Here is an 18,764-nt window from a genome sequence, read left to right as displayed (position 1 = left end):
TCCTTTCAGCCTTCCTGCTAGTGTGCGCCGCCTTTTCGGGCGACTTTGCTAGCGAGGGTGAAAGCGCTTCCGGTTGAAGCGGGGTGCAAAGGTAGTAAAACCTTTCCGACTTCTGCAACCCAGCAGGGCAACTTTTTTTCAAGGGGCTTTTCCGGAGGAGCGGCCGTCCCGACCGCGTTCCGGTTGGGGATGCAAAAGTGGGGCATCGGGCCGGATTACGCAAACCCAGCGGGTAAAATAGACGTTCAAGGCTCGCTTCAGCCCACAGAATCAGGCACTTTCTTTTTGCGGCCGACTCATCGAATGGCTTCCGATTGGCTGGATCCGGCTGGCGGGTAGGCCATGGGGCGGGGGCGGGTGGCTTCGTAGCGGCGGATTTGCTGGCCCAGTTCGGCTAGAAAAGGGAGGCCTACGGTGTCGTATTCATAGGTGCCGTCGTTGATGACGCCGTTTTTGTTGACGTAGAGCACAGCGCTGAGCATGAATTCCGACTGATTGGTGGAGTCGGTGAAGTAGGCGACGTCGGATAGGTAGCCGTGCGACATGCCTACTATATTATAGATGCGCAGCCCGGGCTCGGCAGCTAGGGCAGGTTTGCGGCCGTAGTGCAGGTACTTTTTGTAGGCGTCGAAGTAGCGGGTGGGCTGGTAGAGGGAGTAACCCGAGCCGTGGGGCGTGTGGTGCAGATAATAGCGCAGGAAGCTGTAATCGTCGGGGGTGAGCTGGAAACGCTGGCTGGCGGGCACAGCTTCGGGGAAGAGTAGTGCCCGGAGCATGTTGGTTATGGCTGGCAGCGGCAGGTAGTTGGCCGTGGTGAAATCGTAGGGGCCGGGCACGATGCGGCCGCCGGCCTGGTGGGCGCGGCCTTTGCTGATGCGGCCCAATGGGGAATCGAACGGGCGGGGGTTGACGGCAGCGGGTTGCTGGTAGCTAACCTGGCCGGTGGACGGGTCGCGGAACTCTATGGGATTGGTGTAGCGGTTGGCAGCGGTGTCGCAGGGAGCAAAGCGGCGCACGATGCGGGTTTCGGGGTAGCCTAACTCGGCTAACCGCTCGTTGAGCGGGCGCTGACCCAGAAATTCGTAGAGACGATTATAAGCCAGGTTGTCGCTGACGAGCAGCATGCGCTTGGCGTAGTTGCCGACGGTATTGACGCGGTCGGAATCGGCGGTGGCAATGTAGGGCACGGGCGTCTGGCAGCGAAACGCAGTGCCGGTGCTCATGGGCGAGCGGCGGGTAAGGCCGGGCTGGTGCAGGCGGTTCAGCTTTTCGAGGGCCAAGGCCACGGTGGGCAGCTTCACGAGGCTGGCCGGATTGAAGTACTGGCCAGCATCGAGCCGGTAGGTGTGCTCGACGAAAGTGGGCCGTTGCTGGGCGTCGCGGTTGATCTGGGTGTAAATAATCTGCAGCTCGTATTCCTGGGCGCGCTCCACCACGGGCAGCAGGCGGGCATCGGCGCGCAGCAGGCTATCGAGCAGGGGGCTGTCGGCGGGGCGGGCTGGGACGAGGTGGTTTGGCACGGCAGCCGGGCCGGAAGAAGCCAGCAGGGTGCTAAGGAATCCGCAGGCAAGCAGGGCAAGAGGGCGCATCATATACTTAAAGGTCGGCAAAAACTGTTCCCCCTCTCCTATCAAACTACTCCGCCGCAATACCCAAAGCACGTCCGCTACTTTCTTCGATTTGGCGCACCTATATATAAGGTAGGACTCTGCTGCTTTGGCAACGGCAGAAATACACAACCCAGAAAGTCGGACAACTTCCTTTCAACTAACACTATACAAGGAAACGCCGGACCCCTGCTGGAACCCGGCGCTAGTGTTTCTATGCTGCTACTTCCCTCCTACTCGGCTACGGGGCGGGCGCGGCGGGCGAGCAATAGGTTGGAGTCGTTTTCGCGCCAGTTGTAGCCGGTACCGAAGGGCAGCGGACGGGGCGGATTCGCTTTGTCGGTGTAGGCAGCCGTCATTTCGGGCTGGTATTGCTTGGCGAACAGGTTGATGGGGCGCTTGTAGGTACCGTAATAGGTCAGCTGCCAATCGGCAGGCTGGAAGTACTTCATGGCAATACCCGAATCGTCCTGCAGCACATAGTTGCTGCGCTCCAGCACCAAGTTGCGCACTTTACTGAAATAGGTTTTGTGCATTAAATAGGTGGCCGACTTCACATAGGTGGTCAGCGGCCCCAGGGTGCGCACGTACTTGAGAGCCGCCTCCTGGGTCTGGCCCAGCTTCCAGTCGCTGATATCGGCCGAGAAGTACTGCACCGTTTTGGGTTGGCCGCTGGCCGAGCGCAGTTTCAGCTCGATGCCGGGCACGGTTTTCGGGCCGGGCTTGCGGATAAGGGCCGAATCGGCCTCGGCGAGCTGGCCATCGGGCAGCAGCTGCACGTAGCGCACGGCTTCTACCTGGTGCTGGGTGCGGGCGGCGAAAAGGAGCATCAGCGGCAGCGCGCCATCCAACTCTACCGACTTCAGGTTAACGGCCATCGAGTTGGTGCGGAAGAAACTGAAGTTCAGCACCGACCACAACGACTCCTTGAGGGCCGGGAACAGCTTGCTGTTTTCGAGGTTGGCGCGGGCGGGCACGGTGCCCACGGGTTCGAGGCCCAGCAGCACGTAGGTCTGGCTGCCGGGAAACATGGTGGTCACATTCAGAAGGTCGGGGCCGCTGAAGGGGTAGAAAATGGTGGGGCTGGCTGCCCGGACCGAATCCAGCTCGGTGGCGGCCCAAGCCTCGATTTTGGCCGTGCGCGAGGCATGATATTTCTCCCAGCTTTTGTTGGCATCGGTAGCATAGGCCTGCCAGGCGGGCTGGGCTGCCAGCTTCTGCAGGTCGCTACCGCGGCTCACGGGCAGGCCGGCCAGGTAGGCGGCCACGTTGTGGATGGCCGCGGTATCGGGCACGGCGGGCTGGGCCGGCGCCACAGCTACGGCCGTATCGGCGGCGGTTGGGGCGGTGGCGGGCTGCTCGGTTTTGGTGGTCGAAGGCTCGTTGCAAGCAGCCAAAAGCACTAACAGGGCTGGCAGCAGGCGTTGCGGAATAGGAAAACGCATATAGGGGTATTAAGAAGTTGCTAATCTTTCCGCAGCCGACTTAGGCCATACACCAGCAGGCCGGCGACCAGCGTGGCGAGGCCGTAAAGGGTTTCAGTGGGTTTGTCGCGGGCAATGTACCAAAGCGTCCAGCCGTTAAGCAGCAGAAACAGCAGCGGCGTGAATGGGTAGCCCCAGGCGCGATAGGGCCGCACCAGCTCCGGCTGCCGCACACGCAGCACAAACAGGCCCAGCACCGTCAGGAAGGTAAACAGCGTCAGAATGAAGCCCGCATACACTACCACCTGGGCAAATGATGACTCCAGAACAAACAGCAGCGTGAGGGCCAGCTGAAACAGCAGCGCCCGCACCGGCACGCCCGCCGCGCTGCGTTTGGCCAGAAACCGCAGCGCCGGTAAATCTTCGCCCATCACCTGCACAATGCGCGGACCGGCAAATATCATGGAGCTGATAGTGGATACGAGCAAAGCCGCAATCAGCCCACCCATGAGCCGGCCGCCGGCAGGCCCGAACAGGCTGGTGGCTGCCACAAAGCCTACTTCCACCTGGCCCTTAAGCGCACTAATGGGAGTCGAATACAGGAAAACAAAATTCAGCGCCACGTACAGTAACAGCACGAGGGCAGTACCCAGCAGCAGAATTCGGGGCAGGTTGCGCTGGGGCCGGTCGATTTCGCCCGTTAGGTACACGGCTGCGTTCCAGCCCGAGTAGGCATACGACACGAAAATGAGCGAAACGGCAAAGGCCGGGCTCAGCAGCAACTGCCAGTCGGCCGGGCCCTGGGGTACGAAGGCCAGCGGCTGGGGCGTGGCCACTAGTAGTCCCATACCAATAAAGCCGACCAGCACCACCACCTTAATGGCCGTAACCGCCACCTGCAAACGGCTACCGGCCCGGCTGCTGATGCCGTGCACCAGCGTGAGTAGCAGCACCACACTCACGGCCAGCAACTTGGGCGGCAGACCGGGCCATACGCTGCTGGCATATTGCTCCAGGGCCAGCGCAGCGGCGGCCGTTGGGGCCGCAAAGCCCACAGTAGCCGACACCCAGCCCGACAGAAACCCCAATGCCGGGTGGTAAATCTTCGACAGATAATGGTACTCGCCGCCCGAGCGGGGCAGGGCCGCCGCCAGCTCGCCATAGCTTAGGGCACCGCATAAGGCAATTACGCCGCCTATTATCCATAACATCAGCAGTGCAAAACCGCTCTGGATATCGAGCACCTGGAACCCAAGGCTGGTAAAAACACCGGTACCCACCATATTGGCCACCACAATGGAAACTCCCGTCAGGACACTGATTTTGTAGGCGGGGGCAGTCGGTTGGCTCATGAGGGGGCGGTTGGCAGGCCAAAGATGCGGAATTCAAGCTGAGCCAGCCCAACCAGCCCCAGCAAGCCGGGCCAACCGGCGGCGTGGCTTTACGCTGTTTCCTGAGCATCTTTAGTTTTTGTTGCTATCCAGCCAGTCTATCCAGCACCACTTCCGGTTTTACGCCCTATGCCTTCTCTTATCAACTATGCGCCCCCCGCCATGCACGCGCTGCTGGCCGGCTTACTACTCGTCCTGCCCGCCTGCCAAGCCGGCAAACCGGGGATTGATGCAACTAACCGCGCCTCCGCAACGAGCGAGTACCGTCCCGACCCGGCCGCCGCCCGGCGGCACTTTGCCCTCCCTCCCACCCAGGTCATGGTGTTCGGCCTCGAACATCTCGATGGAGTGGCCCCCGGTTTTCAGGTGGCGTGGCTGGAACCGGTTTTGTGCCGCTTGCGGGCCTATAGGCCTGCTATTATCCTGACCGAAGCCATGTCCGGCGAGCAGGTGATGGGGCTCGATGCCTACGCCGCCTACCATGGCAATGCGGGCCGATACGCCGGCCCAACCCTGGAAATGGCGAAAGCCGCCCAGGCCGACCTTAAACTTACGGCGGCCCAGGCGCTGGTGCGGGCCAATGCCCTTAGCGAGCAGGCAAACCTATCCTCCACGCAACGCCGGCAACTGGCCAACTTGTTTGTTGCGGCGGCAGAGCCTTTTTCCGCCACCGTTCAATGGCTGCGCCTGGCCAAGGCAGAACGCATTGCTGCCGACGGCATCTCGCCAAAACTGGTAAAAATGCTGAACGGCTTTGCTGGTATACGAAGCGAGCTGGCCTGGATGGGTGTTCGGTTGGCAGTTGACTTAGGTCTGGAGCGGATTTATGGCGCCGGAGACCATCTGAGTGACGTGGCTCTGCCAGCCGATTCCATCTGGAATGCCGCCCTTGCCGCCGAGCCCGGTATGAGGAACTTGTTTGCTCATAGAACCCCCGCCTTCCAGGCAATCCCCGAGGACACCATGAAGCTGCGGACGGCGGCCCAGATTATGCCGGTGATGAAGTGGCGGAACTCGTCGCGCTTTGCGGAACTGGATGCCGACGCCCAATGGCTGGCTATGCTCCGCAGTGAGAAGATGGGCCGCGCGGGCCGACAGCGCATGGCCGCCTGGGAAGCGCAGAACCTGCGGATGGCCGTAGCCATCCGCGAAGCAACCGCCCCGATTGCCGGTGGCCGGGCGCTCCTTATTGTTGGCGCGGCGCATAAATCGTTTATTGAAGCTTACCTGCGCACTTTCACCGATATAGAAGTGGTTTCTGTTCCAGCAATGCTCGATGCCAAACCGGCAGGCTGCAACGAATAGCAGAGGAGACCAGAGCAACAGTCAGTTGACCCAGAAAGGCCCCGCAATCTGAGTTGCGGGGCCTTTCTGGGTCAACTGACTGTTGGAGAAATGGCCGTATAGAACGTCAGTTGACAGCTATCAGCTTAAAGCTATCAGCTAAACGGAAGCCACTTTAGGGCGCTTGTAAAGCGGCACGGTGCTGCACGGCTCGCCATACATAATGCTGCTGGCTACGGATAGCAGCTTCTGCATGATGGCCACGTAGGCGTAGGTGGGCACGGGCTTTTCGCCGCAGCCTTTGATAACCAGCTTGGCGTCGCGGTACTGCTCGGCGTCGATGGCGGCAATGGCTTCGTGGAACAGGTCCTGCTCCAGCGCGTCCAGGTTGCCGAATACGTAGCGGTGCGCGTGGCCCTGAAGCTTGCCGGCCAGTACCATATAGGCCCAGGTAGGCACAATGGCATCGGCCGAGCAGATGATGGCAACGTTCTGGCCGTCGTACTGGCTCCAGTCGTGGTCTTTCACAAAAGCGCGAAAATCCTTTTCGCGTAGCATCAGGCCCTGAAACAGGTTGTCCTTGATATCGTACACCACCCGCTCGCCGGGGTGGATAAACTCTTCGAGGTTGAGCGTAACGAGGGCGCTTTGTGCGACCCGGTTGATGAAGTCTTCCATAGTTAGCGGTGCGAAATGAGCAGTGCGATGATTGAGGCCTTTAAACAGCACTCGCTTCTTACTTTCTCACTTCGCTTTTGGTGTTGTCGTGTACACTTCCTTTAAGTAAAACGGCTCGTAGTACGCTACGTCGCGGAACTCCTGGCGCTGGTAGGCTACGAGTGCCAACTCGCCCACGGCCACGGCCGAAGGCTCGATGCCGGCCAGAAACACGGCATGGGGCTGCCCGGCCACCAGCGGCCGGAACTTGGCGGCCCCGCTACCAAAGAACAACACCGGCTGGCCGGCCATTTGTTCGGCCAGCGTGGTTTCGTCGAGCAGCGTGGGCGCGGGCGCCAGCACTTCGGTGCCGTCGGCGCGGTAGAGGGCGGCATATACTTCGAGGCGGCGGGCATCAATCATCGGGCAGTAGTGGTACTGCTCGGGGCGCGCGGTGCGGCCCGCCACCTGCCGGGCCAGACTGGGCAGCGTGCCCACGGCCAGCAACGGTACATCCAGGGCATAGCACAAGCCCTTGGCCGCGGCGGCGCCAATGCGCAGGCCGGTATAAGAACCGGGGCCGTCGGACACGGCTACGGCCGCCACATCGGCCAGCGCGTGCAGCGTATTTCCCAGCAACTGGCCAATGAGTACGCTGAGGTGCGAGGAGTGCGACTTTTCGAGCCGTAGCTCGGTCTGGCCCAGCAGCCGGCCCGTTTCAAGGTGATGCACGGCCACCGAACAGACGGGTGACGAGGTTTCTAAAGACAGCAGCAACGAAGACATGGCCCAAAGGTACGGCCCGGCAAACTGGCGGTACCGCGTGCCGGACCGGCCCGTACCTTAGGGCGTACTTTCAACTCTCCTCCGCTATGCTTTTTACCGTAGCAGCCGTGCAGGCCGCGCCCATTTACCTCAACTTACCCGCCTCGCTAGCCAAGGCAGAAGCCTTGATTGCCCAGGCCGCCGCGAAGGGCGCTAGGTTGGTGGTGTTTCCTGAAACCTGGCTGCCCGGCTACCCGGCCTGGCTCGACTCATGCCGCGACGTGAACCGCTGGGACTCGCTGGCCGTGAAGCAGGTGTATCGCCGTCTTGCCGACAACAGCGTAGTAGTACCCGGCCCCGTTACGGAGGCCCTGGGGGCTGCCGCCCGCACCCACGGCATAACCCTGAATATGAGTGTGCATGAGCGGGTGACCGAAGGGCCGGGCCGCGGCACGCTCTACAACACCATGTTGCTGTTTGGCGATGATGGCACCCTTTTGCACGTGCATCGCAAGCTGATGCCCACCTACACCGAACGCCTCATCTGGGGTCAGGGCGACGGCCAGAGTCTGCAAGCTACCGCCACTCCATTGGGCCGCATTGGGGGGCTTATCTGCTGGGAACACTGGATGCCGCCGGCCCGCCAGCGCCTGCACGAATCGGGCGAGGACGTGCACATAGCCGCCTGGCCCCACGTAAAAGAAATGAACCTGCTGGCCAGCCGCCACTACGCCTTCGAGGGCCGCTGCTTCGTGGTGGCGGCCGGGGCCCTGATGGCCGTGCGCGACCTGCCGGCCGAGCTGGCGCCCCTACCGGAACTGCAGACCGACCCCGACGCGCTGCTGCTGCGCGGCGGCAGCGCCATCATCGGCCCCGACGGCACCATCCTAGCCGGTCCCGTTTTCGACGAGGAAATCATCCTGACCGCCGAAATCGACCTCAACCGTATCCGCGAGGAGCAGCTCACGCTCGACGTCACCGGCCATTACGCCCGCCCCGACGTGTTCGGGCTGCTTTAAGGGCAACTGGCGGATGACCGGCCAGCCGCCAAGCAGCCGGCGAACCACTCCTTACCGGCCGGCGCTGGTTTGAGAGGGCCGAAATATTAGTGACCTGGACCTACACGTTGATTATGGAAACCGGCTGAGCTGGAAAGCCCCACTTTCGTCTCCCCAATTCACCCAAAGCCAGCGCGATTACACTGCAGGTTTTGGCACCGGCTCCTCGCTGGCCTTTCTGTCCAGCTCAGCCTTTTCTAATAGTTTGTTCAGGCGGGGTTGAATGAACCAGACGCCCACTGGCCAGAAGAAATACAGCAGAAACCACTTAACAGTCTTCAGAGCATCCGGCCGATGGCCAGTTTTGACAGCATTCATCAGCGAGGCCGGAAACCAGTGCACGTGTAGGTACGCAAATAGCACGTAAAGAAAGAGCCAGCCGCTCACTCCTTCCACATGCCAGCCTGTTGTGGTAATATGGAAGTCCGGGTCCTCACTGATAACGCTATAGCCCCAAGCGCCCAGTACCAGGAAGCTATCTACCAGCAGCCACGTACTGTTATACCCATCGTGCTTGGGGCGTAATGCCAGCAATTCGTTTGATTGCAACACCAGCCAGGCTACCAGCATGAAGACACACAGGTAGCCTAAAAGACTATCGATAGTAGCGTCTCTGGTGTACCATGACAGGAAATGAGGCGCTAACAGCAGTAAGAAGGTTTGCCAGTGCTTGGCTCGCAGGATCATAGAATATATGCCACGTAAAACAGAAAAGCAGCCCAAATATGGGGCTGCTTTTCTGCTTTATTACACCTGCTGACTTACCGCCCGCCGCTACCACTGCCGTTGCCGTTGCGCTTGGCTTCGGGGCGGGTTTTCGCTTCTTCGGTGCCGGTTCGCAGCAGGGCAGTGTAGCGCGACTGGTCGCCCAGCACGGCCAGGGCCGTCAGGATGTTGGGGTCGTCGTCGAAGGTGGCCTCGATACTGCCCTTCTGGAAGTAGTAGCGCGACACGATTTCCTGCTCCAGCAGCTCCCGGATTTCGGGCTTGAAGCGCGTCAGGTCATTGGCCTTGTTGGTCGTGACTTTACGGCGCGTGGCTTCGAGTTCCGTTTTCACGTCGTCGTAATGCTTTTCGGCCTTCAGCTTCTTGGTAAGGCTGGTCAGGGCCTTTTCGGTTTCGGTTTCGTAGTTGATGTCCTTCCCTTTCAGATAATCGACGAACTGCTGGTAATCGGTATCCGTGAGCTTGAACTGGCGGGCTGATGCAATGCTCGGGTGCTGGGCGCGGTAACGGGTGGCGTAGTCGAAAAGGTAGCTTTTCTGGAGCAGCACCCGGGTGATATCAGCAATTTCGCGCTCCTGCACTGCCACATCGGGGGCCACGCCGCCGCCATCGTACACGGCGCGGCCGGCCTGGGTTTTAAAAGCCGTGCGCAACGAATCGGGCACTTTGCCCAACGTACCATCATCGGCGCGGTGCGTGTAGTCGATTTCCTGAATGCAACGCCCGCTCGGGATGTAGTATTTGGCGGTCGTTACTTTCAGCTGCGAGTTGTAGCTCAGCGGCCGGGTGGCCTGCACCAGTCCTTTACCAAACGTGCGCTCCCCCACCAGCACGGCCCGGTCGTAGTCCTGCAGCACCCCCGACACGATTTCCGAGGCCGAAGCCGAACGGTTGCTCGTAATAACCACCATCGGAATTTGGGTGTCGAGCGGCATATCCAGCGCCTTGTAGGTCTTATTCCAGTCGGCCACCTTACCCTTTGTGCTCACAATGTCGCGGCCCTTATCCACGAACAGATTGGAGATGTTGACCGCCTCGTTGAGCAGGCCGCCGGGGTTGTCCCGGATATCGAAAATCAGCTTTTTGGCTCCCTGCTCCTTGAGCTTGCTTACGGCCAGCCGCACTTCCTTGCCCGCATCTACCGTAAAGCCGCTGAGCTGAAAGTAGCCAATTTCAGGCGTCAGCATGCCGTAGTAGGGCACATTGTCGACCTGAATTTTGTCGCGGGTGATATTGATTTCCACCGGCGCCTCCTGGCCATAGCGGGTCACGAGCAGCTTTACCACCGAGTTGGCCTGGCCCTTAAGGAGCTTGCTCACATCGGCGTTCGACTTCTTATCGACTACCACACCATTGATGTTCAGGATTTCGTCGCCGGGCAGCAAACCAGCTTTTTGGGCCGGATACCCTTCGTAGGCGGCCTGCACCACGGTTTTGCCGTTGCGCTTGCTCACCACTGCCCCTATGCCGCCGTACTGGCCGGTCGTCATGGTACGGAAGTCCTCGATGTCGTCTTCGGCGATATAGTTGGTGTACGGGTCGAGCGACCTGAGCATGGCGTCGATGCCCGTTTTCACCAGCTTGGCCGGTGGCACCTCGTCCACGTAGTAGGTATTCACCTCCTTGAATAGGGTGGCAAAAATATCGAGGTTCTTGGCAATTTCGAAGTACCGCTCGTTGTCGGCGGGCCGGAAGGATACAAGCAGGGCGGCCCCGCCCAAAAAGGTGGCCGCCAGAATAGACTTTTTGCGCATAAAAGGGGCTGAAAAGCAACGTAGCGGCGCAGTAGCAGCCGGAATTTCCGGCCCGCCGCAGCGCGCGTCTGTACTCTAGGAACCGCTGCCGCCCGTGGGGGTTGCACCAGCCTCGGTGAGTAAACGCTCCAGCCCTGAATTTAGCTTTTTTTCGAGCAGCGCCAAGGGCTTTTTTTCCTTGCCCGTATAAATGATGGCCAGCTGGGCCACCCGATGGCCGCCTTCGGCTTCTACAAGCCGGTATTTATTGAGACGCCAGGCCTCACGCATCAGCCGCTTCAGATAATTGCGGTCGACGGCGCGTTTGAAGTTGCGCTTGCTCACGCTCACCAGCACCTGCGGCGGGGCCGAGGTGGGCGCAGATGCGGCCAGCCACACCAGCCGCAGGGGGTATAAACCAAAAGAAGAACCCCGGCCGAAAAGCTCGTCAATGAGCTTTTTGCGACACAGATGTTCTTCTTTCGGAAACGAATAGGAGCGCGAATCCGGCATTGAAACGAGGTGATTCAGCGGCGGAAAAAGCGGCATAGCAGCCCGTAGGCGCAGATTACCGCTTGTGGCGGCCTTCGTCAGATACGGTCAGGCGCTTGCGGCCTTTGGCGCGGCGACGAGCAATTACGTTGCGGCCGTTAACAGTTTCCATGCGCGAGCGGAACCCGTGCTTGTTGCGGCGCTTGCGCTGCGAGGGCTGAAAAGTACGTTTCATGGTATTGGTGAGTGACTCAGTTACAACTAGGGCCGGCAAAGGTAGGCTGTCAATTTTAAAAAGACAAGCGCCAAGCACAAAACCTGCTAGCAACTCAATGGCAGAGCGCTGTAGGGGCGAGGGTTGCCCCCGCCCGCCGTCCGCACCGTGTCATCGACAATCGTGCAACGATGTCAACGGCGGGGGCAAGCCCCGCCCCTACCAATTCAAACAACTGCCAGCGCTTACCTTCGTTCAGCCTTTCCAAATCCTTATCCATGATCCACTACCACGTCTCCTTCGATAACCCACTGACATTCTACCTCCAGATTCAGATGACGTTTGAGGTGCCCGCCGAGGCTACCGAGCCACTGGAACTGCAGCTGCCGGCGTGGCGTCCGGGGCGCTACGAGTTGCAGAATTTTGCCCAGAAGCTGCAGCGCGTGGTACTGGAAGATGCTGCTTCGGGCGAGGCACTGGAAGCCCGTAAAATCACCAAGGACCGCTGGCGGCTGAGCGGCGCGGCGGGCCGGATGGTGCGGGTGCGCTATAATTTTTACGCCCACCAGATGGATGCCGGCGGCTCCTGGCTCGATGAAAGCCAGCTCTACCTCAACCCCGTGCAGGCGCTTATGTACATCGAGGGCCGCCAAAACGAATCCTGCCAGCTGCTACTCGACATCCCCGACGACTGGCAGATTGCCTGCGGGCTGCCCCAGCGCGGCCCCCGGCTGCTGGAAGCCCAGAGCTTCGACCACCTCGCCGATTCGCCCCTGATTGCCAGCCCCACGCTGCAGTACCGCAACTACGAGGTGCAAGGCATCCCGTTCTACCTCTGGATTCAGGGCGAATGCGCGCCCGACTGGGCCCGGCTGGTGCGCGACTTCCGGGCTTTCAGCGAGGAGCAACTGCAGCTGTTTGGCGGCTTCCCGGCCCAGGATTTCCATTTCCTGAACGAGATTCTGCCCTACCCCCACTACCACGGCGTCGAGCACCTGAACTCGACTGTTGTTACGCTGGGGCCGGGGGAGCTGCTGATGAGCGAGGGGCTGTATAAGGAGCTGCTGGGCGTGAGCTGCCACGAGCTGTTTCACGTCTGGAACATTAAAAGCATCCGGCCCATCGAGCTGCAGCCCTACGATTTCAGCCGCGAAAACTATTTCCGTACCTGCTTCGTGGCCGAGGGCCTCACTACGTACTACGGCGACTACCTGCTGGCCCGCGCCGGCGTGTTTACGGCCGCGCAGTACTTCCAGGAATTGAACGGCGTGCTGCGCAAGCACTATGATGACTACGGCCGCTACCACCTCTCGGTGGCAGATGCCAGCATGGACCTCTGGCTCGACGGCTACAAGCCCGGCGCCCCTGACCGCAAGGTGTCAGTTTACCACAAAGGCGCGCTGGCTGCGCTGCTGCTCGACCTGACCCTGCGCCAGCTCTCGGCCCATCAGCGCAGCCTCGACGACGTGATGCGCCAGCTCTGGACCGAATTCGGGCAGACTGGTACGGGCTACACCGAGGAAGACTACCAGCGGGTAGTAGCTGAAGTAGCCGGACGCGACATGCAAGCCTATTTCGACAAGTTCATTTACGGCACGGCCCCGCTCGAAGAGCCGCTGAACCGGGTACTGGGCTTCGTGGGTTGCCGGCTACTGACGGAGCAAAACGTTTCGGCCGCCGAGGGCACCTACGGTTTCCGGACGGTGGTGCGTGAAGGCCGTACCGAGGTAACCAACATTCTGCCCGACGCCCCCGCCGCCCTGGCCCTGACCGTGGACGACGAAATAGTGGCCGTAAATGGCCGCCGCGTGGCCCAGAACCTGCAAATTTTGCTCGCCGACGGCGCAGACCATCACGAACTGACCGTGTTCCGCCAGCACCGGCTGCTCACCGTGGAGCTGCAGGCCGACTCGACTCACCGCTTCTGGCAGAAGTTCACAGTGGAAAAACTGACCACGGCCACACCTGAGCAGCAGGCCAGTTTCCGGCAGTGGCTCAAGCAGGATTTCTAAGCCAAACCCGTTCTGGCAACCCGCGTACCGGAGACCATGACCAAGCAAGGCTCCGATCCAGCCCGGCCACCTGCGTCACGGCTGCGCGGCGCTGAAAATGTTGGGTTTACCCGAATGATTTCCCGCCATACCATGCATAAGGAGCGGGCGGTTTTGGTACCTTTGCAGGACGAATTCTGCCTGGTTGGTGAAATTCTGTTTTGTCGCGTGGCCCTTGGCCATGCACCGCCGGCCTTTAGGCACTAAGTAGCTTGTTCCTTTCCCTCCGCTTCCTGTCTGCCCGACAACTCCGCGCCTTCCGATTCACCTCGACTCTGCCCGTCATGTTCCGGTTCCGCAACGCCGCTGCTGCCTTGCCCCTGGCACTGGCGTTGCCGGCCTGTTCGTTGCGGATGCAGCCGGCCGAGAAGCCCCGGCCTAATATTCCGGTATTGACCCTGCCCCCGCCTGTACCACCGCGCATCTACAAGCTAGGGCGGCTCGATACGCTGATGCAGCTTCCGGGGCGGGTATTGGGTATCTATCCGGCGGCCCGGCCCGTTTACGAGCAGCTGAGCAGCCCTACCTGGGTGGTAGCCAAGCCCGCTTCAGACGAAGAACAAAACGAGGAGTCGTTCCTTGATTTTACGGTGGAGGAGCGGCAACGGCTGGTTAAGGCCGGCCCGCAGGTGACCCGCACCGGCCGCATCTTACACCTGCGCCCCACCAAGGCGCCCGCGCTACGCCTAACCAACAACCCCGTCGACGACGAGCGCAACATTGCCTACGAATACGTAGCGGCATTGCCTGAAATCCGGCAGTGGCTGCTGTCGGTGCACCTGTACGAAGGCGGCTATTACATGCTCGTCGACCAGCGCACCGGCCGCCGCACGCAGCTGATGGCTGCGCCGGTTATTGCTCCCGATGGCCGCCATTTCGTGTGCGGCAACTCCGACGTACTGGCCCGCTTCGAGCCTAGTGGCCTGCAGCTCTGGAGCCTCGACGAAGGCGCCCCGCGCCTGCTTTGGGAACGGCAAACCGAGTGGGGCTGCACCCAGCCGCGCTGGCTCGACAACCGCACCATCCTGTTCGAGCAGGATTTCTTCGACAAAGGCGACGTGGATACGCGGGTAGTCCGCCTGCAGATTGTTCCTTAAGCTGTTAGCTGTTAGCTGTTAGCTGTTAGCTGTTAGCTGTTAGCTGTTAGCTGTAAAAACGAAAAGGGCGCCGCACTCGGTTGAGTGCGGCGCCCTTTTTTGTGCGGAATAATTGGGTTTCCCAAACGAAAGCTAACAGCTAATAGCTCTCAGCTAACAGCTCAAAACCTAATTATCCTTGCTGTTGTCGCTGCCGCGGCCGGCTTTGCCGTTGCCGTCGACGGAGGCGGGCTTATTGTTCTGGGGGTTGCTGCGGGGCTTGTTGTAGGGCGCCTGGGTGGTTTCGTTGAGGTTGCCGCCGGCCGTGTTGCCCTTGGTGGGGTTGCCGTCCTGGGTGATGGAGTTGCGGCTGGGGTTCTGCACGACCGAGTTGTTGCTGTCGGTGTTGGCCGGATGCGTGTTTTCGGCGCCGCCGTCGGGGTTTTGCAGGTTCGGTACCTCGGGGTTCTCTTTATATTGCGTGTCCTTGCTCATGACGATGGAGTTTAAAAATGGAAGAATAGATTACTCTTCTATTTTACCCCATCGCGCCATCAAAGGTTGTATCGGAAGGGCGCAAGATTGCGGCCATAAAGAAGCGCTGCCCCAGCCAGTCGGCCGGGGCAGCGCTTTTTACTACCCGGTATTGCTCTAGCCAATTCGCTGCCCGAAAGCTATCAGCTAACAGCTTTCCGCTAACAGCTGAAAAGAATTAGCCCTGGGCTACGGCCATGGCGGGCTGCACGGCTACAAGGTCGGCGAACAGCTGTTCGCGGGCCTCAATTTCCTCCTGGCTCAGGTTGAGCAGGCGCTCGGTGCCGAACTTCTCGACGCAGAACGAGGCCATGGCCGAGCCGTGCACCACGGCGCGCTTCATGTTCTCGAAGCTGATGTCGTCGGTGGCGGCCAGGTGGCCGATGAAGCCACCCGCGAAGGTGTCGCCGGCGCCGGTCGGGTCGAACACTTCTTCCAGCGGCAAAGCCGGCGCATAAAATACGTGGTTGGTGTTGCCCTTGCGGTGGAACAGCAGCGCGCCGTGCTCGCCTTTTTTAATGATGAGGTACTTCGGACCCATCGCCATAATCACGTTGGCAGCCTTCACCAGCGAGTGCTCGCCCGAGAGCTGGCGGGCCTCTTCGTCGTTGATGCTGAGCACGTCGACCATCTCAATGGTCGTTTTCAGCTCCTCCAGGGCAATATCCATCCAGAAATTCATCGTGTCCATCACGATGAGCTTGGGACGGTTGACGAGGCGCTGAATGACGAGGCGCTGCACCTGCGGCGAGAGGTTGCCCAGCATCAGGTACTTGCAATCCTGGTAAGAATCGGGCAGCACGGGGTCGAAATCGGCCAGCACGTTGAGCTCGGTCACCAGCGTTTCGCGCGAATTCAGGTCGTTGGAGTACTTACCCGACCAGAAGAACGACTTCTCGCCCTCCTTGATCTGCAGGCCTTCGGTATCGACGCCGTGCTCCTGGAGCAGCAGGATATCCGACTGCGGGAAGTCGTCGCCGACGACGGCTACGATTTTCACCGGCTTTACCGAGTACGAGGCCGACAGGCCGATGTAGGTGGCCGCGCCGCCCACAATTTTGTCGGTTTTGCCGAAGGGAGTTTCTAGGGCGTCGAAGGCCACCGTGCCGATAATTACCAGACTCATAGAGCAGAAGAGAAAAAAGGGTTCGTAGGTGAAGTTACACTGGCCGGCCAACAGCCGGCGGGCCAAAATCCTTCCGAAACGGGCCGAAAAAAGCCAGTCGGTGCCCGGAACTGCAAAGAAAAAAGGCCTCTACCAGAGCGGAGAGGCCTTTTTTCAGGATGGGTAAATAATGGGGCTCGAACCCACGACCTTCGGAATCACAATCCGACGCTCTAACCAGCTGAGCTATATCTACCGTGTTGGGTGTTGATGCCACAAAAGTAGCGTACTGCGCCGGATTGCCAAAAGTTTCGCCCACTTTTTTTGTGCATTCCTGCCATCTGTCCTCCTGAGTGAAGCCAAAGACCTGGCCAGAAGCTGTTCCCTTTTTCAAAGCTGGCTTCTGGCCAGGTCCTTGGCTTCACTCAAGAGGACAAGTAGCGCCGCTTGTATTCGCCGTATCTTTGCAGCTTACAACCCGCTTAACCATGTCTGATTCGCCCGCGCCCGTTTCCTTTGCCGATTTCAAGCTCAACAAGCAGCTGCTGACGGCCGTGGCCGAGGCCGGCTTCACCGAGCCCACACCCGTGCAGGTGCAGACGATTCCGCTGCTGCTGGCCGGCCACGATGTGCTGGGCATCGCCCAGACGGGCACCGGCAAAACGGCCGCCTTCGGCTTGCCGCTGCTCATGAAGGTAAAATACGCCCAGGGCGACCACCCGCGGGCCCTGGTGCTGGCCCCCACCCGCGAGCTGGCCATGCAGCTCGAAACCCACCTGCAGCGCCTGGCCACCCACACCGACCTGCGCATTTTCGCCATTTACGGCGGCCTGGGCCCTAAAACCCAGATTGAAACCATTGCCAAAGGCGTCGATATCCTCATTGCCACACCCGGCCGCCTGATGGAGCTGTACCTAAAGGGCGCGCTGGTGCTCAAGGAACTGAAAACGCTGGTGCTCGATGAGGCCGACAAGATGATGGACATGGGCTTCATGCCCCAGATTCGGCGGCTGCTGGAAGTTATTCCGCGCAAGCGCCAGAACGTGCTGTTCTCGGCCACCATGCCCGATAAGGTGACCACGCTGAGCGAGGAATTCCTGGAGTTTCCGGTGCGGGTGGAGGTGACGCCGGCCGCCACCTCGGCCCAGAACGTGACGCAGAGCCTATACGAGGTGCCCAACCTCATCACCAAAATCAACCTGCTGGAGTACCTGTTTCTCGACTGGGACACCTTCCACCGGGTGATGATTTTTACCCGCTCGAAGGCCAATGCCGAGAACGTGGCCAGCTTTCTGGCGCGCAAGGGCCACGGCGAGGTGCGGGCCATCCACGGCAACAAGGGCCAGAACACGCGCATCAACGCCATGGAGGGCTTTAAAGCCGGCGAGGTGCGCTTCCTGGTGGCTACCGATGTAGCCTCGCGCGGCATCGATGTGCCCGAGGTCAGCCACGTCATCAACTTCGATGTGCCGCTGGTGTACGACGACTACGTACACCGCATCGGGCGCACGGGCCGGGCCCAGCACACCGGTGCGGCCATCACGTTCGCCAACGAGGCCGAAATGCACCACATGCAGCGCATCGAAGAGCTGATTCGGCAGCCGATTCCGCTGCTGCCGCTGCCGCCCGAGGTGAAGGTGGTGCCGACCTCGTTTGAGGAGCAGCAGGAAATGGACCGCGAAAAAGACGAGCGCCGCAAGCGCGAAGACCCCACGTTCCAGGGGGCCTTCCACGAGCGGCAGGAGTGGCTCAAGCCCGGCGTAACCATCGACAAGCGCACCGGCCGCGAGTATGTGGCCCAGCCCACCCGCAGCCAGAAGGGCAGCAAGGTCAGCCCCGGCAAGGGCCGCGGGTCCTCTCCCGGCGCCAAAGCCCTCAGCGCCGCCAAGGGCCGCGTCGAAAACAAGCGCAAGCGCCGGTAATTCGGGCTATTGCTAATAAGGAACGTCATTCAGAGGGCAGCGAAGAATCTCGCGTGCTGATGTTGCGCTACTATTGCAACATCAGCACGCGAGATTCTTCGCTGCCCTCTGAATGACGTTCCTTTCAGGTTCTGCTAGTGAAAGATAGGCAGGTGGCTGAAGCGCACGACCAGCATGGTGAGGGCAAAACCCCAGAATACGGCGCTCCAGCTCATGTGCAGCAGAATGCGCCAGCGCGGTACGTGCAGCTGGGTGGCAATGACGGTGCCGCCGATGGGACTGAACAGGATGGGCGTCAGGAAGGCAATGCCAATCATGCCAAAGCGGCGGTAGATGCGCACGATGGTGCGGGTGCGGCGGCTGAACAGCGGCTTGCCCTTCTCCAGCCGCCGCCGCCGCATATGCAGCGCCCAGGCCTTGCCCACGCCCGAAATCAGGATAACCGTGGTCATCATGCCGGCCACCGTGAGGGCCCAGGTAACGGCCACCGGCAGGCCCGCCGCCACGCCCGTAATGGGCGCGCCAACGAACTTGAACATGCCAAAGGCAAAAACGGCGGCGTATTTCAGCAGGGCTGGAAGCAATATTTTGAGCTGTTAGCTATTAGCTGCTAGCTGTTAGCTTAGGTGTAGTAGAATTGGGTTTCGCGGAGAATCACCTTATTCCATGATAATCCGCCTTTCTTCGATGTTCGGTAGTTGCCCAACGCGCTTGGCGTGAAGAAC

General features: G+C 60.4%; 18 protein-coding genes and 1 tRNA gene. 6 read left to right on the top strand and 13 right to left on the bottom strand.

From position 1 onward, the window contains the following. Positions 1-296: 296 nt before the first annotated feature. From BLW21_RS19505 to BLW21_RS19495, 3 genes are all read right to left on the bottom strand, one after another. On the bottom strand, positions 297-1,592 hold the full coding sequence (locus BLW21_RS19505; RefSeq protein WP_092743560.1) for a serine hydrolase: 1,296 nt from the start codon (positions 1,590-1,592) through the stop codon (positions 297-299). Positions 1,593-1,840: 248 nt separating this feature from the next. Continuing rightward, the gene (locus BLW21_RS19500; RefSeq protein ID WP_092743558.1) at positions 1,841-3,052 is read right to left on the bottom strand and encodes a hypothetical protein; all 1,212 of its coding nucleotides are present in this window, start codon (positions 3,050-3,052) and stop codon (positions 1,841-1,843) included. A 20-nt stretch (positions 3,053-3,072) separates the two neighbouring features. Further along, the gene (locus tag BLW21_RS19495; protein WP_092743556.1) at positions 3,073-4,383 is read right to left on the bottom strand and encodes an APC family permease; all 1,311 of its coding nucleotides are present in this window, start codon (positions 4,381-4,383) and stop codon (positions 3,073-3,075) included. 201 nt (positions 4,384-4,584) lie between these two features. Here BLW21_RS19495 and BLW21_RS19490 point away from each other — a divergent pair, with 201 nt between their 5' ends. Then, on the top strand, positions 4,585-5,727 hold the full coding sequence (locus BLW21_RS19490) for a DUF5694 domain-containing protein (protein WP_139255333.1): 1,143 nt from the start codon (positions 4,585-4,587) through the stop codon (positions 5,725-5,727). Between the two features lie 138 nt (positions 5,728-5,865). Here BLW21_RS19490 and BLW21_RS19485 read toward each other — a convergent pair whose 3' ends face one another. Next, positions 5,866-6,384, bottom strand: coding sequence for a DUF2480 family protein (locus BLW21_RS19485; protein WP_092743552.1), 519 nt, complete (start codon positions 6,382-6,384; stop codon positions 5,866-5,868). A gap of 66 nt (positions 6,385-6,450) precedes the next feature. Then, positions 6,451-7,149, bottom strand: a complete 699-nt coding sequence (gene tsaB / locus BLW21_RS19480) for a tRNA (adenosine(37)-N6)-threonylcarbamoyltransferase complex dimerization subunit type 1 TsaB (protein WP_092743551.1) — start codon at positions 7,147-7,149, stop codon at positions 6,451-6,453. Between the two features lie 86 nt (positions 7,150-7,235). Here tsaB and BLW21_RS19475 point away from each other — a divergent pair, with 86 nt between their 5' ends. Both BLW21_RS19475 and BLW21_RS22170 read left to right on the top strand, forming a co-directional pair. Beyond that, positions 7,236-8,147, top strand: coding sequence for a carbon-nitrogen hydrolase family protein (locus BLW21_RS19475; RefSeq protein ID WP_092743549.1), 912 nt, complete (start codon positions 7,236-7,238; stop codon positions 8,145-8,147). Between the two features lie 85 nt (positions 8,148-8,232). Next, on the top strand, positions 8,233-8,409 hold the full coding sequence (locus tag BLW21_RS22170; RefSeq protein WP_139255334.1) for a hypothetical protein: 177 nt from the start codon (positions 8,233-8,235) through the stop codon (positions 8,407-8,409). On the opposite strand, the gene BLW21_RS19470 is transcribed toward BLW21_RS22170, so the two are convergent. From BLW21_RS19470 to rpmH, 4 genes are all read right to left on the bottom strand, one after another. Continuing rightward, complete coding sequence (locus BLW21_RS19470) at positions 8,325-8,873, bottom strand: hypothetical protein (protein ID WP_092743547.1); 549 nt, start codon at positions 8,871-8,873, stop codon at positions 8,325-8,327. The two genes, BLW21_RS22170 and BLW21_RS19470, sit on opposite strands and share 85 nt — an antisense overlap. A 74-nt stretch (positions 8,874-8,947) precedes the next feature. Next, the gene (locus BLW21_RS19465) at positions 8,948-10,666 is read right to left on the bottom strand and encodes a S41 family peptidase (RefSeq protein ID WP_175471059.1); all 1,719 of its coding nucleotides are present in this window, start codon (positions 10,664-10,666) and stop codon (positions 8,948-8,950) included. Positions 10,667-10,741: 75 nt separating this feature from the next. Beyond that, on the bottom strand, positions 10,742-11,194 hold the full coding sequence (locus tag BLW21_RS19460) for a ribonuclease P protein component (protein ID WP_245711971.1): 453 nt from the start codon (positions 11,192-11,194) through the stop codon (positions 10,742-10,744). A 19-nt stretch (positions 11,195-11,213) separates the two neighbouring features. Continuing rightward, a complete protein-coding gene (gene rpmH / locus BLW21_RS19455; protein WP_092743544.1) occupies positions 11,214-11,372 on the bottom strand; it encodes a 50S ribosomal protein L34 in 159 nt (52 codons plus the stop codon). 257 nt (positions 11,373-11,629) lie between these two features. Between rpmH and BLW21_RS19450 the strand changes: the two genes are divergently transcribed. Next, positions 11,630-13,363, top strand: coding sequence for a M61 family metallopeptidase (locus BLW21_RS19450; protein ID WP_092743542.1), 1,734 nt, complete (start codon positions 11,630-11,632; stop codon positions 13,361-13,363). Between the two features lie 251 nt (positions 13,364-13,614). Further along, positions 13,615-14,499 (top strand): hypothetical protein, encoded by an 885-nt coding sequence (locus BLW21_RS19445; protein WP_139255332.1) that lies wholly within the window; start codon positions 13,615-13,617, stop codon positions 14,497-14,499. Positions 14,500-14,667: 168 nt separating this feature from the next. Here the strand turns inward: BLW21_RS19445 and BLW21_RS19440 are convergent, their stop codons facing one another. From BLW21_RS19440 to BLW21_RS19430, 3 genes are all read right to left on the bottom strand, one after another. Then, positions 14,668-14,973 carry a hypothetical protein gene (locus BLW21_RS19440; protein ID WP_092743538.1) on the bottom strand — a complete coding sequence of 102 codons (306 nt, stop codon included), beginning with the start codon at positions 14,971-14,973 and terminating at the stop codon, positions 14,668-14,670. Positions 14,974-15,190: 217 nt separating this feature from the next. Further along, positions 15,191-16,138, bottom strand: coding sequence for a PfkB family carbohydrate kinase (locus BLW21_RS19435; protein WP_092743564.1), 948 nt, complete (start codon positions 16,136-16,138; stop codon positions 15,191-15,193). A 161-nt stretch (positions 16,139-16,299) separates the two neighbouring features. Then, positions 16,300-16,373 (bottom strand) — tRNA-His (locus BLW21_RS19430). Between the two features lie 232 nt (positions 16,374-16,605). Here BLW21_RS19430 and BLW21_RS19425 point away from each other — a divergent pair. Continuing rightward, positions 16,606-18,039 carry a DEAD/DEAH box helicase gene (locus BLW21_RS19425; protein ID WP_092743536.1) on the top strand — a complete coding sequence of 478 codons (1,434 nt, stop codon included), beginning with the start codon at positions 16,606-16,608 and terminating at the stop codon, positions 18,037-18,039. Between the two features lie 134 nt (positions 18,040-18,173). Here BLW21_RS19425 and BLW21_RS19420 read toward each other — a convergent pair whose 3' ends face one another. Next, positions 18,174-18,623, bottom strand: coding sequence for a hypothetical protein (locus BLW21_RS19420; protein WP_092743534.1), 450 nt, complete (start codon positions 18,621-18,623; stop codon positions 18,174-18,176). Positions 18,624-18,764: the final 141 nt, after the last annotated feature.

It is taken from the genome of Hymenobacter psychrophilus (assembly GCF_900107135.1).
Classification (GTDB): Bacteria; Bacteroidota; Bacteroidia; order Cytophagales; family Hymenobacteraceae; genus Hymenobacter; species Hymenobacter psychrophilus.
The sequence above is the reverse complement of the archived record's forward strand: the minus strand, read 5'-3'. Positions and strand labels throughout refer to the sequence as shown.

Bases quoted from the DNA above. Each gene is read 5' to 3' on its own strand.
- BLW21_RS19505 (WP_092743560.1), bottom strand. From the start codon at position 1,592: ATGATGCGCCCTCTTGCCCTGCTTGCCTGCGGATTCCTTAGCACCCTG.
- BLW21_RS19500 (WP_092743558.1), bottom strand. From the start codon at position 3,052: ATGCGTTTTCCTATTCCGCAACGCCTGCTGCCAGCCCTGTTAGTGCTT.
- BLW21_RS19495 (WP_092743556.1), bottom strand. From the start codon at position 4,383: ATGAGCCAACCGACTGCCCCCGCCTACAAAATCAGTGTCCTGACGGGA.
- BLW21_RS19490 (WP_139255333.1), top strand. From the start codon at position 4,585: ATGCACGCGCTGCTGGCCGGCTTACTACTCGTCCTGCCCGCCTGCCAA.
- BLW21_RS19485 (WP_092743552.1), bottom strand. From the start codon at position 6,384: ATGGAAGACTTCATCAACCGGGTCGCACAAAGCGCCCTCGTTACGCTC.
- tsaB (WP_092743551.1), bottom strand. From the start codon at position 7,149: ATGTCTTCGTTGCTGCTGTCTTTAGAAACCTCGTCACCCGTCTGTTCG.
- BLW21_RS19475 (WP_092743549.1), top strand. From the start codon at position 7,236: ATGCTTTTTACCGTAGCAGCCGTGCAGGCCGCGCCCATTTACCTCAAC.
- BLW21_RS19470 (WP_092743547.1), bottom strand. From the start codon at position 8,873: ATGATCCTGCGAGCCAAGCACTGGCAAACCTTCTTACTGCTGTTAGCG.
- BLW21_RS19465 (WP_175471059.1), bottom strand. From the start codon at position 10,666: ATGCGCAAAAAGTCTATTCTGGCGGCCACCTTTTTGGGCGGGGCCGCC.
- BLW21_RS19460 (WP_245711971.1), bottom strand. From the start codon at position 11,194: ATGCCGCTTTTTCCGCCGCTGAATCACCTCGTTTCAATGCCGGATTCG.
- rpmH (WP_092743544.1), bottom strand. From the start codon at position 11,372: ATGAAACGTACTTTTCAGCCCTCGCAGCGCAAGCGCCGCAACAAGCAC.
- BLW21_RS19450 (WP_092743542.1), top strand. From the start codon at position 11,630: ATGATCCACTACCACGTCTCCTTCGATAACCCACTGACATTCTACCTC.
- BLW21_RS19440 (WP_092743538.1), bottom strand. From the start codon at position 14,973: ATGAGCAAGGACACGCAATATAAAGAGAACCCCGAGGTACCGAACCTG.
- BLW21_RS19435 (WP_092743564.1), bottom strand. From the start codon at position 16,138: ATGAGTCTGGTAATTATCGGCACGGTGGCCTTCGACGCCCTAGAAACT.
- BLW21_RS19425 (WP_092743536.1), top strand. From the start codon at position 16,606: ATGTCTGATTCGCCCGCGCCCGTTTCCTTTGCCGATTTCAAGCTCAAC.